This is a genomic window from Enterobacter cloacae complex sp. 397G4 (genome assembly GCF_050031515.1).
In the GTDB taxonomy this organism is placed as follows: domain Bacteria; phylum Pseudomonadota; class Gammaproteobacteria; order Enterobacterales; family Enterobacteriaceae; genus Enterobacter; species Enterobacter hormaechei_C.
Genome location: NZ_JBLGWE010000001.1, coordinates 2405636 through 2417346 on the forward strand (window position 1 = coordinate 2405636; position 11711 = coordinate 2417346).

Sequence of the window (11711 nt, forward strand, 5' to 3'; positions counted from 1 at the left end):
CCTTACCCGGCTTACGATTAGGGTTTTGTTGGTCGGGTAAGCGCAGCGCCACCCGACACGCTATCTTCACTTTTCACGCGCATCCCGCGCAATATCATCAGCCAGGCCGCAATGATGGCGGCCATCATAATGATAAATAATGACCAGTGCGGTAGATGGGTCAGGATGAGCCCGGTGATCATCGGGTTCGCCGCCGCGCCGAGCCAGCCCAGCGCCTGGGCGGAGAAATAGCTCGCCTTCATGCCCGGCGGGGCGATATTGTCGATCAGCATGTATTCACCCGGTGCATAAATAATTTCACCCAGGGTGAAAATCGCCGCCGCGATCCCCCAGTAAATCAGGTTCTCGCCGGAAAGCATAAACCCGCCCAGCCCGAGGATGAAAAAAAGCGTCGCGGCGGTCATTAACGGACGAATATTGCTGGCGGTGATCTTACGTCCAAGCGCGTATTGCAGGGTGACGACCACCGCCGCGTTGACGGGCAGCACAACGGCCACCACCTTTTCTGCGAAATCACTGTCCGCATGTGCGGCGAGGACATACTGGGAAATGCAGGTGGCGAACGATCCACCCACATACGACGCCAGCAGGCCGGAGAGCGTGTACCAGAACAGCGCCCGGTCTTTCAGCAGCACCGAGGGCTGCCACGGCATTTTCTCCTCAGGGCTGTCTGAGGCTATGCTTTTCTGCACAAAGAAATGGATAAACCCGAGCGGCAGTGCGGCGCAGAAGGCGGCCAGCCAGAACGGCAGTTGCAGGCTGTACATCACCAGCAGGGTGCCGATCGGCGGCCCGATCGTCCAGCCAATGTTCAGGAAACTGTAGTTGAGCGAGAAAACGCGCGCCTTTTCGCTGGAGGTCAGCACGTCGGCAAACCATGCTTTCAGCACCGTTGAGAAGACGGAATAGGCGCAGTTAATCAGGGCAAAGAACAGCACCACCAGCGTCACGTTATTCACCAGCGGAATCGCCACAAACCCGGCGATAAAGGCCACGATGGCGATCAGCATATAGCGTTTTTTGTCGAACTTATCCGCCAGGATGCCAAACCCCAGGCTAAACACCACGCCGATGGTCAACGCCACGGTAAGGGCATAGCCAATATTCTCCACGCTCATATCGTACACGCGTGTGAGATATATGGTCATAAAGGGCAGCGTTGCCCCGCGGCCAATTGTTAATAACAATGACGATGCCAGCAGCGCTGCGGTTGAGCGCCTGATTGATGGTTTCATTTTCCTGCCCGACAAATGCTTATGCTTTTTTTGTTGTGTTATTACAGGATTATCATGGGATCGGCAGCTTGTATAGCACCCAATTTATCCGCAGGTGCTTCTCTCCAGTACCAGAATTAATGATCTTCTCGCGGGGCTATTTTTTCTGTTACCTTGAAGTGTTTACAAAATTTTAATAATTCAGGGGCGGAAAATGACGCGGAAAGACGGGCTGTTAGCGTTGCTGGTTGTCGTGGTGTGGGGACTCAATTTTGTGGTCATCAAAATGGGGTTGCACAACATGCCTCCACTGATGCTGGCGGGGCTGCGCTTCCTGCTGGTGGCCTTCCCGGCGCTGCTGTTCGTTGCCCGCCCGAAAATTCCCCTTAAGCTGCTGCTGGGCTACGGCCTTACTATCAGCTTTGGTCAGTTTGCGTTTCTTTTTTGCGCCATCAAATTCGGTATGCCTGCGGGCCTGGCTTCGCTGGTGCTTCAGGTGCAGGCGTTCTTTACCATCATTCTCGGCGCGTTTGTCTTCGGCGAACGCTTGCAGGGCAAGCAGCTGGCGGGCATTAGCCTTGCGGTCTTTGGCGTGCTGGTGCTGATTGAAGGCAGCCTCAACGGTCAGCATGTCGCGCTGCTAGGCTTTATGCTCACCCTGGCGGCGGGGCTGAGCTGGGCGTGCGGCAATATCTTTAACAAACTGATAATGCAGCACGAGACGCGTCCGCCGGTCTTATCGCTGGTGGTCTGGAGCGCATTGATCCCAATCGTGCCGTTTATGGCCGCGTCGTTTATTCTGGATGGTCCGCAGGCGATGTTGAAAAGCCTGGTGGAGATCGACCTGACGACCATTTTGTCGCTGATCTACCTGGCGTTAGTCGCCTCAATCATTGGCTATGGTATCTGGGGATCGCTGCTCGGACGCTATGAAACCTGGCGTGTGGCGCCGTTATCGCTGCTGGTACCGGTGGTCGGGCTTGCCAGCGCCGCACTGTTGCTGGATGAAACGCTCAGCGCGCTGCAACTGTGTGGCGCAGGGCTGATTATGGCCGGGCTGTATATCAACGTCTTTGGCTTGCGGGTGAGTCGGGCAACGCGGGTGCGGGGTTAAGGCAGAAAAAAGCCCCGCATTAGCGGGGCAAAAACGAATTACAGGTCGTGGTTGTAATACGGCACGCCTAATTCGTCGGATTTGTCGCTGCCAGCGCCCATGTGATTGAAGTCCCAGGGCGACTGGTTTTGCGTGGACGGCATAATCATGGTGTCACGATTATTTTGCTGCCCCGCATTGGGGGTTTGCTCCGCGAAGCTCTGGCCGGAAACCAGCACCAGCAAGGTGAGGGCGGCGGAGGCGATAAATTTCATGATTTCCTCGGTTACGTCTTAACAGGCGATGATTAACTGCAATGTTTTAGCGGATACAGATAACGGGATTCACCCGGCATACTGGTAATACGGTACTTATGAGGCGGCACGTCAAAGTAGTTCTTGAACGTACGCGTCAGGGTCTGTTGCGATTCAAATCCGTAGCGTTCCGCCAGATAGAGGATCGGCTCATTGCTTTCTTTCAGTTTTTGGGCAATCTCCGTCAGCTTGCGGCTGCGAATATATTGTCCTAATGAATGGCCGGTCTCTTTTTTAAACATCCGTTGCAGGTGCCATTTTGAGTAACCTGAACGCTCAGACACTTTCTCAAGAGAGAGTGGAGATTCCAGGTTATCTTCGATCCAGTCCAAAATGCTATGAATGGTGATAGCGTCAGTATTGCGTCTGGACATCGTCATACCTCTTTTTCTGTTTACGGCAGGATTTTCTTGAGTAAGAGCTCAAGCGTTGCCACTTCATCTGCCGATAAGTTTTTTGTCAGTTCCTGGTGCAGTGTTTGTCCTACTAATTGATGACATTGCTCACACATGGCCGCGCCATCGCTGGTCAGTTTCACCAGTACGCCACGTTTGTCATTCGGGTTAGGGCTTCGTTCTATCCATCCTTTACAGACGAGACGATCCAGCATGCGGGTTAACGCACCCAGATCGACAGAGAGCACCTTTTTCAGCTCAACCGGCGTGATACACACTTCGCAGCGAATGGAACACAGCACTTTGAACTGTGTTGCGGTGATATCCAGCGGTGACAGATAGTCATTGAGCAGGCGATCTTTTTTCTGGTTAACCATATGAATAAGACGACCCAGTGGGATTATGTCGTTAAAGAGGTCACTGGTGCTTTTCACAATGGTTGCCCTGGCAAGTAGTTTAGTCACGGCAGATATTATTGCTCAGGCAAGTATAAGTCAACTGAATGAATCGGCCGATGCCACGAAATGCTAAAACGCTTCAGGAACTTATTCTGTACGCTTTTAAATCATACAGATTATCTGGGGTTATGAATTACGCGAGACAATTATGGTTACGCTGTCGGATGGCTCCGGACGAGGATTTGCCCCTATAATTGCGATGTTGAATAAGGATAAGGACTGCGGTGCATTATGTTGGATTTGATTAAAGCAGTGGGGCTTGGACTGGTGGTGTTGCTGCCGCTGGCGAACCCGTTAACGACGGTGGCGCTTTTTCTGGGGCTGGCGGGGAACATGAACAGCGCAGAGCGCAATCAGCAGTCGATGATGGCCTCTGTCTATGTCTTTGCCATAATGATGGTGGCTTATTACGCCGGGCAACTGGTGATGAATACCTTTGGTATTTCGATTCCCGGTCTGCGTATTGCTGGCGGGCTCATTGTGGCCTTTATTGGTTTCCGGATGCTGTTCCCGGCGCACAAAGCGCACGAATCCCCGGAAGCCAAAAGCAAATCGGAGGAGCTTGAAAGCGAACCGAGCGCCAACATCGCGTTTGTGCCGTTAGCCATGCCGAGCACGGCGGGGCCGGGGACGATTGCGATGATCATCAGTTCCGCCTCAACGGTGCGTGATGGGACGACATTCCCGCACTGGGTTATCACCGTTGCGCCGCCGATCATTTTTGCGCTTATCGCCATTATCGTCTGGGGATCATTGCGCAGCTCCGGGGCGATTATGCGCTGGGTGGGCAAGGGGGGGATTGAAGCTATCTCCCGACTGATGGGTTTTCTGCTGGTCTGTATGGGCGTGCAGTTTATTATTAACGGCGTGCTGGAGATTGTTAAGACGTATCATTGAGAACGTTGCCGGGTGGCGGCTTCGCCTTACCCGGCCTACTCGCTAAAAAATGCGGCAAAATAAGCGATGCGTCTTCTGCAACCACTCCTCTGGCAACGAGAATCGGTATCTATGATTGTCAGACCAAAATGACAGATGAAAGATTCCGTTATCTTGGCGGTGATGAAGAACACGGATATTAATGCTTCGTAGGCCGGGTAAGGCGAAGCCGCCACCCGGCAGTCAACCGTGGCTGGACTGTTCTTCCATCGCGACCGGCCATTTACGGAAGATAAGCACCGACCAGATCAGCGCGATCAGCGCCGGAATCGCCCCGAGATAACCAATGGCCGACATCGATACATGCAGGCTGATCTGATTTCCCACCAGCGCACCGGCTCCAATCCCCAGATTAAAAATCCCGGAGAAGAGCGACATCGCTACGTCCGTGGCGTCCGGGGCCAGGGCCAGCACTTTGACCTGCATTCCCAGACCAATAATCATGATTGCCACGCCCCAGAACAGACTGAGGATCGCCAGATGACTCTCGCTGCCTGCCGCAGGCATCAGTAACAGCAGGCATGCCAGCAGCAGACCAATCGCACTGCTTACCAGCGCAGACGCGTGCTTATTGCCCAGCTTCCCGAACAGGATGCTGCCGATAATCCCCGCGCCGCCCAGGATCAGCAGCAGAACGGTGGCAAAGTTAGCGCTAAAGCCCGCCACAACCTGAACAAACGGCTCAATATAGCTGTAGGCCGTGTAATGGGCGGTCACCACAATCACGGTCAGCAGATAGATGCTCATCAGCGCCGGTCGACGCATCAGCAGCGGCAGACTTTTCAGCGAGCCGGAGTGTTCGCTGGGCAGTTTTGGCAGCAGTTTGATCAGACACACCAGGGTGATCAGCGCCCCCATGCCGATGGCAAAGAAGGTGGTGCGCCAGCCGAAGTATTGTCCCACAATGCGCCCGATCGGCAGGCCTAACACCATCGCCAGCGCCGTTCCGGTGGCAATCAGGCTCAGCGCCTGGGCGCGTTTTCCCGCCGGAGCCAGACGAATGGCGAGGGACGCGGTGATCGACCAGAAAACGGCATGGGCAAACGCGATGCCGACGCGGCTGATGACCAGCACGGTAAAGTTCCATGCCATAAATGACAGCACATGGCTGGCAATGAACACCACAAACAGCCCAATCAGCAGCTTACGACGTTCCATCTGGCTGGTCAGCAGCATAAACGGCAGCGACATCAGCGCCACCACCCATGCATAGATGGTCAGCATAATGCCAACCTGTGCCGTTTCCATATGGAAGCTGGCGGCGATGTCGGACAACAGCCCAACCGGAACAAATTCCGTGGTGTTGAAAATAAACGCGGCGATGGCGAGCGTGACCACGCGTAGCCACGCGACTCTGCGGGAAACCGTGTGTGTTGTCATAGGGATATCTGGGATTCGTTGCCTGAAAGATGAGGAGACGATCTTAAAGCCTTAAACGGTGAAAACTCAACCGTTATGTGATGTGAATCACAAAATATACCTTCATGCAGCGGTAGCGAACGGGGTTGTTTTCATCGAAGATAAAGAACAACACAACAAAAACAGGCGGTAACACGATGCAGGAGATTGATTTTTATCTGGTAGATGCGTTCAGCGCGTCCTCCTTTGGCGGCAACCCGGCGGTGGTGTGCCCGCTCGACGCATGGCTGCCGGATGAGACGTTACTGCGAATGGCACAACAGCATAACCAGTCAGAAACCGCGTTTTTTGTGTGTACCAAAGGGGGGATCGAGTTGCGCTGGTTCACCACGCTCACCGAGGTTAATCTCTGTGGTCACGCGACGCTTGCCGCGGCGTATGTACTTTTTCACGAACTGGATTATCCGGACTCACGCCTTCATTTTGACACCGCCTCTGGTCGCCTGACCGTCAGTCGTGAAGGTGACTGGATGACGCTGGACTTCCCGGCCTGCCCGACGCAGGCACAGACGCCGCCACCGGAGATGCTCACCGCACTCGGTATCAGCCACTACGTCGAGGCGCGAAAAGGCCGCGCCTGGGTGCTGGTACTGGAAAGCCGCGAGCAGGTTGAAGCCCTTAATCCGGATTTCTCCGCCATGACGCCGGGCGAGCATAAAGTAGCCGTCACTGCCCGGGACGAGGGGGAATACGACTTTGTCAGCCGTTTCTTCTCGCCAGGCGTGGCCGTGCCGGAAGATCCTGTCACCGGCTCCGCGCACACCATGCTGATCCCGTACTGGAGTGAACGGCTTGGCAAAACACAGATGTTTGCCCGCCAGGTTTCTGCCCGTGGTGGCGACGTACGCTGCGAACTCAAGGGCGACCGCGTGCGGATGGGCGGGCAGGCGGCACTGTATCTGAAGGGCACAGTATTTCTGCGCTGAACAAATCTAAGAGGAACCACGATGCAGGAAATTGATTTTTATCTGGTAGATGCCTTCAGCGACAGGGCGTTCGGCGGCAATGCGGCGGCGGTGTGTCCGCTGGAAGCGTGGCTGCCGGATGAGACGCTGCTGAAGATGGCGAAGCAGCATAATCAGTCAGAGACGGCGTTCTTTGTCCGAACGGATAACGGGTTTGAACTGCGCTGGTTTACCACGCAGGATGAAATTAACCTCTGCGGCCACGCAACCCTCGCGGCTTCTCACGTTATTTTCGAATACCTGGATTATCCGCATACGGAAATCACCTTCACCACGCGCTTTGTCGGCGATCTGACGGTACAACGCAGCGGCGACTGGCTGACGCTTAATTTCCCGGCGTGGTCAACCGAGGTTGTCGATACTCCACCCGCAGTGCTGTTCAGCGCGCTGGGCATTAACGCAGCAGACGAGGTGCGTGTGGGGCGTGACTACATGGTGGTGCTCGACAGCCAGCGGCAGGTGGAAGCGCTGACGCCGGATATTGCGGCCATGCTCCCGCTGGGGAAAATGGTCTGCGTTACGGCGCCGGGGGATGAGTATGATTTCGTCAGCCGCTTCTTCTGCCCGGGGGAAGGGGTGCCGGAAGATCCGGTGACGGGATCAGCTCACAGCATGCTGATCCCGTACTGGAGCGAAAAGCTTGGTAAAACGCAGATGTCGGCCCGCCAGGTCTCCTTGCGCGGCGGGGATCTGCGCTGCGAGCTGAAAGGCGACCGCGTGCTGATTGGCGGGCAGGCCACGCTGTATATGAAGGGAAAAATTTTCCTTCGACTCCAGGACTACGTTCAACATTAACAACTGGGCGCTGGTGGCTGACGCTCGTTCAGCAGCGCGATAAACGCCTCAAGCTGGCGGGTCATCGCCCCGCGTCGCCACACCAGCCAGGTGGTGAGCCAGCGCCAGTTTTCCGCCAGCGGCCACGCCGCCACCTGATGATGGCCCGGCATGCTCTCCAGCATGGAGCGGGGCATCAGCGCAATGCCTGCCCCGGCAATCACGCAGGCGAGCATCCCGTGATAGGACTCCATCTCATGGATCCTTCCCGGCGTGACGCGGTCGGCATGGAACCAGCTCTCCAGATGACGCCGGTAAGAACAGTTGGCGCGAAAGGCATACACGTCGCTGCCGCTCACCTGCGTGGCTTTTGATACTTCTGCGTGACCCGCAGGGGTGACCAGCATCATCTCTTCCCGGTAAACCGGCATCCCTTCCAGTTCCGGGTGCGAGAGCGGCCCGTCGACAAAGGCGGCGCTGAGCGTCCCCTCAAGCACGCCGTCAATCATCGTACCGGAAGGTCCGGTGGACAACGCAAACTGAATGCGCGGATAGCGCTGGTTAAACCGCGCCAGACTTTCCGGAATGCGCACGGCGGCGGTACTTTCCAGCGCGCCGAGCGAGAATAATCCCTGCGGTTCATCCCCGGCGACGACCATTCGCGCTTCGTCAACCAGCGCCAGGATCTGCTTGCTGTAGCGCAAAAAATTGTGCCCGGCGGGGGAAAGCCGCAGGCGCTGATTCTCGCGAATAAACAGTTCCACGCCGAGATCCGCTTCTAACTGTCGGATGCGGGTGGTGAGGTTTGACGGCACCCGGTGTACCTTCTGCGCCGCCTGGGTAATGCTGCCGGTCAGTGCGACGGCGTTAAACATCTCAAGCTGAGTTAAGTCCATACCGTTCTCGTATTGTGAATAAGGTGGTGAGTATTATTCATTTTTAAGAAATAGCAGAGTAGGCCACAATCAATCAACTGTTATTATGTGGAGAACATCATGACCTATTCATCTGCTACCCATGCCCACTCTGTCAACCCGGCTACCGGCGAAACGCTGGCTGCTTACCCGTGGGCAACGTCCCATGACGTTGAGCGTGCCATTGCGCAGGCGGATACCGGTTTTCGTCAGTGGCGACGCGAAAGCGTGGCGCACCGGGCGCAAAAACTTCGCGATCTGGGTGCGGCGCTGCGTAGTCGTGCGGAAGAGATGGCGCAGACTATCTCCCGGGAGATGGGCAAGCCCATTATGCAGGCGCGTGCGGAGGTGGCTAAGTCTGCCAGCCTTTGCGACTGGTACGCTGAACACGGCCCGGCGATGCTGCACCCGGAATCTACCCAGGTCGAAAATGCGGTGATTGAGTACCGTCCGCTTGGGCCCGTTCTGGCGGTGATGCCGTGGAACTTCCCGCTCTGGCAGGTGCTGCGCGGTGCGGTGCCGATCCTGCTGGCAGGGAACAGCTATCTGCTTAAACATGCGCCTAATGTGCTCGGCTCGGCGGAGCTGATCGGGAAGGTATTCGCGGATGCCGGTTTCCCGGAGGGGGTCTTTGGCTGGGTGAACGCGACGAATGACGGCGTCAGCCAGGCGATTAACGATCGTCGTATCGCTGCGGTGACCGTAACCGGCAGCGTTCGGGCTGGTGCGGCAATTGGCGCGCAGGCGGGCGCGGCGTTGAAGAAATGTGTGCTGGAGCTGGGCGGCTCCGATCCGTTTATCGTTCTGAACGATGCCGATCTGGATCTGGCCGTCAACGCGGCGGTGGCCGGACGTTATCAGAATACCGGGCAGGTTTGTGCGGCGGCAAAACGCTTTATTGTGGAAGCGGGCGTGGCGGACGCCTTTACCCAACGCTTTGTTGACGCGGTCAAGGCGCTGAAGATGGGCGCACCGGATGAGGAAGATAACTATATTGGCCCGATGGCGCGATTTGATCTTCGTGATGAACTGCATCAGCAGGTGCAGGCTACGCTGGCGGAAGGGGCGACCCTGCTGCTGGGCGGAGAGAAGATGTCCGGGACCGGTAACTATTATGCCCCAACCGTACTCGGCGGCGTCACCCCACAGATGACGGCCTTTCGTCAGGAGCTGTTTGGTCCGGTGGCGGCAATTACCATCGCGAACGATGCGGCGCACGCATTGCAGCTGGCTAACGACAGCGATTTTGGCTTATCGGCGACGGTCTTTACCGAGAACGATGCGCTGGCTGAAACCTTTGCGCGCGAGCTGGAGTGCGGCGGGATCTTTATCAACGGCTACAGCGCCAGCGATGCGCGCGTCGCGTTTGGCGGGGTGAAGAAGAGCGGCTTCGGGCGAGAGCTTTCTCATTTCGGCCTGCATGAGTTCTGTAATGTGCAGACGGTGTGGAAGGATCGCGTCTAGTCTTGTTGCCGGGTAAGGCCAGGCCGCTACCCGGCAATTCACGTTTCCTGTCATTTTTGCGTAATGGTTCTGTCATTTTCGTTTCGTAGACTCGCTCGCGTCTAACGTATTGTTACAGAAGAAAATTATGAACCTAACGCAAATTTTTAGTCGTCTTGCGCCGCGCTTTATCCCTCGTCAGTTTGGCATGCTGACCGGCATCTTTTGTATTATTGGCCTTTTCTCCGCCCTGCAACTCTCTTCCTCTTTCCTGCTGACCGCCTCCCTGAATGAAGCCCAGCGTAACGAACAGCGCAATCAGCTGGCCTGGCAGCAGCAGAGCAGGCTGGATCAGGCCCGTATTTCTCTGCTGGCGGCCAGCGATCTGCTCAACCGCTCCGGCGTGTACTTTATGCAGGACAAGGAGACCGGCTCGGAAGGGAGCTGGCATAGCCTGATGGACGAGGCGCAAAAATCCCTGGCGGCGTCACAGCAGGCATGGCAGGCCTGGCTCGCGCTTAATCCGCCGAAAGACAAGGGGTTGGTTAACAGCTATCAGCTGTTTTTCGACGCCATCCGGGAGCAGGCGGAGGGGCTGGTGAAAACCAACAGCATCGACCTCTTTTTCGCCGTACCCGCCCAGGCGTTTCAGACCGATTTTAATGACAATTTCGCACGCTATCAGCAACGGAGTGAGAAGCAGACGATACAGGGGCGTCAGTCGCTCATGGAACAACTCTCAGGTCTGCAACGTCTGTTCCTGTTTGCGCCGCTGGTGCTACTGGCCATTGCCATAGCCGTCTGGTTCGGAATGGCGAAGTGGGTGATATCCCCGCTACGCCGTCTGATTATCCAGATTAACCAGCTTGCGGCAGGGGATTTGTCAGGCACGCCGCCTGACGTTGTGCGCTTTAACCGTGAAATCAGCCAGCTCAGCGGCAGTATTACCGCCATGCAGCGCGGGCTCCAGCAACTGGTGACCCAGGTCAGCGAGGCCACTACCTCCATGGTTGAAAATATCGGATCGCTTGCGCAGGGGAATCAGAAGCTTTATCAGCAGTCTACGCGACAGGCCAAAGAGCTGGAGGAGGTGACCGCCCACATCGCCGATCTCGAAACCCACGTTGAGGGGAACACGGGTTATGCTAAACTCGCCCGCTCGCGCGCGGATGAAGCCCGACAGGCTGCCGCTGGTGGGGAGCAAATGATGTCAGCGGTGAATGGCTCGATGCAGACGATCGTCGACCGATCCTCGGAGATGCGCGGGATCGTCGCGATGATCGACAGCGTGGCGTTTCAGACCAACATTCTCGCCCTCAATGCTGCCATTGAAGCCGCCCATGCAGGAGAGCAGGGGCGCGGATTTGCGGTGGTTGCCCGGGAAGTGGGGCTGCTGGCCAGAAAAAGCAGTCACTCTACGCAAACCATCCAGGCGCTAATTAACCACTCGCTACAGGGCATTGAAGAAGGTTCTCAGGTGGTAAACCGTCTGGAAGAGAATTTGCAACAGGTCACCGGGCTGGTGGCGAATCTGAGCAGCCTGCTGAATGATATTTCGCTGGCCACCCTGAATCAGGGGGACAGCATTCATCAGATGACCCGTCAGCTTCAGGCGCTGAATCAGGTATCGCGTCGGACAGATGTGCTGGTTAGCGAAGCGTCAAATGCCTCTGAGCGCCTGCATCAGCAGTCCGATCTTTTGTTGCAGGCCGTCTCGCGTTTTCGTCTCCCTGCCTGACGTGACGTATCAGCCTCTGTTATACTCGCAGCCCGTTTTAGCCTGAGG

The 11711-nt window shown here is 56.3% G+C and carries 12 protein-coding genes; 6 read left to right on the forward strand and 6 right to left on the reverse strand.

What is annotated here, in order from left to right:
• Positions 1-17: 17 nt before the first annotated feature.
• The gene (gene ydeE, locus ACQG1Y_RS11635) at positions 18-1235 is read right to left on the reverse strand and encodes an efflux MFS transporter YdeE (protein WP_017383985.1); all 1218 of its coding nucleotides are present in this window, start codon (positions 1233-1235) and stop codon (positions 18-20) included.
• Between the two features lie 193 nt (positions 1236-1428).
• Here ydeE and eamA point away from each other — a divergent pair, with 193 nt between their 5' ends.
• A complete protein-coding gene (gene eamA / locus ACQG1Y_RS11640) occupies positions 1429-2328 on the forward strand; it encodes an O-acetylserine/cysteine exporter (protein WP_058689376.1) in 900 nt (299 codons plus the stop codon).
• 38 nt (positions 2329-2366) lie between these two features.
• Here eamA and marB read toward each other — a convergent pair whose 3' ends face one another.
• Genes marB through marR form a run of 3 tightly spaced genes read right to left on the reverse strand, consistent with a single transcriptional unit; the run spans position 2367 to position 3450 of the window.
• The gene (gene marB / locus ACQG1Y_RS11645; RefSeq protein ID WP_015570538.1) at positions 2367-2582 is read right to left on the reverse strand and encodes a multiple antibiotic resistance protein MarB; all 216 of its coding nucleotides are present in this window, start codon (positions 2580-2582) and stop codon (positions 2367-2369) included.
• Positions 2583-2614: 32 nt separating this feature from the next.
• Entirely contained in the window at positions 2615-2995 is a 381-nt protein-coding gene (gene marA, locus ACQG1Y_RS11650) for an MDR efflux pump AcrAB transcriptional activator MarA (protein ID WP_001303241.1), read from the reverse strand.
• Positions 2996-3015: 20 nt separating this feature from the next.
• The gene (gene marR / locus ACQG1Y_RS11655) at positions 3016-3450 is read right to left on the reverse strand and encodes a multiple antibiotic resistance transcriptional regulator MarR (protein ID WP_017383983.1); all 435 of its coding nucleotides are present in this window, start codon (positions 3448-3450) and stop codon (positions 3016-3018) included.
• A gap of 255 nt (positions 3451-3705) precedes the next feature.
• Here marR and ACQG1Y_RS11660 point away from each other — a divergent pair, with 255 nt between their 5' ends.
• Complete coding sequence (locus ACQG1Y_RS11660; RefSeq protein ID WP_017693435.1) at positions 3706-4371, forward strand: MarC family NAAT transporter; 666 nt, start codon at positions 3706-3708, stop codon at positions 4369-4371.
• Positions 4372-4593: 222 nt separating this feature from the next.
• On the opposite strand, the gene ACQG1Y_RS11665 is transcribed toward ACQG1Y_RS11660, so the two are convergent.
• On the reverse strand, positions 4594-5790 hold the full coding sequence (locus ACQG1Y_RS11665; protein ID WP_023296611.1) for a sugar transporter: 1197 nt from the start codon (positions 5788-5790) through the stop codon (positions 4594-4596).
• Positions 5791-5966: 176 nt separating this feature from the next.
• Here ACQG1Y_RS11665 and ACQG1Y_RS11670 point away from each other — a divergent pair, with 176 nt between their 5' ends.
• Together ACQG1Y_RS11670 and ACQG1Y_RS11675 are read left to right on the forward strand one after the other, a co-directional pair.
• On the forward strand, positions 5967-6755 hold the full coding sequence (locus ACQG1Y_RS11670; protein WP_017693433.1) for a PhzF family phenazine biosynthesis protein: 789 nt from the start codon (positions 5967-5969) through the stop codon (positions 6753-6755).
• A gap of 21 nt (positions 6756-6776) precedes the next feature.
• Positions 6777-7589, forward strand: a complete 813-nt coding sequence (locus tag ACQG1Y_RS11675; RefSeq protein WP_032648302.1) for a PhzF family phenazine biosynthesis protein — start codon at positions 6777-6779, stop codon at positions 7587-7589.
• Here ACQG1Y_RS11675 and ptrR read toward each other — a convergent pair.
• A complete protein-coding gene (gene ptrR, locus ACQG1Y_RS11680) occupies positions 7586-8464 on the reverse strand; it encodes a putrescine utilization regulator PtrR (RefSeq protein WP_017382364.1) in 879 nt (292 codons plus the stop codon). The two genes, ACQG1Y_RS11675 and ptrR, sit on opposite strands and share 4 nt — an antisense overlap.
• 99 nt (positions 8465-8563) lie before the next feature.
• Here ptrR and sad point away from each other — a divergent pair, with 99 nt between their 5' ends.
• Together sad and ACQG1Y_RS11690 are read left to right on the forward strand one after the other, a co-directional pair.
• On the forward strand, positions 8564-9946 hold the full coding sequence (gene sad / locus ACQG1Y_RS11685) for a succinate-semialdehyde dehydrogenase (RefSeq protein ID WP_032669892.1): 1383 nt from the start codon (positions 8564-8566) through the stop codon (positions 9944-9946).
• 127 nt (positions 9947-10073) lie between these two features.
• On the forward strand, positions 10074-11663 hold the full coding sequence (locus ACQG1Y_RS11690; protein WP_133982752.1) for a methyl-accepting chemotaxis protein: 1590 nt from the start codon (positions 10074-10076) through the stop codon (positions 11661-11663).
• The last annotated feature ends 48 nt before the right edge of the window (positions 11664-11711 follow it).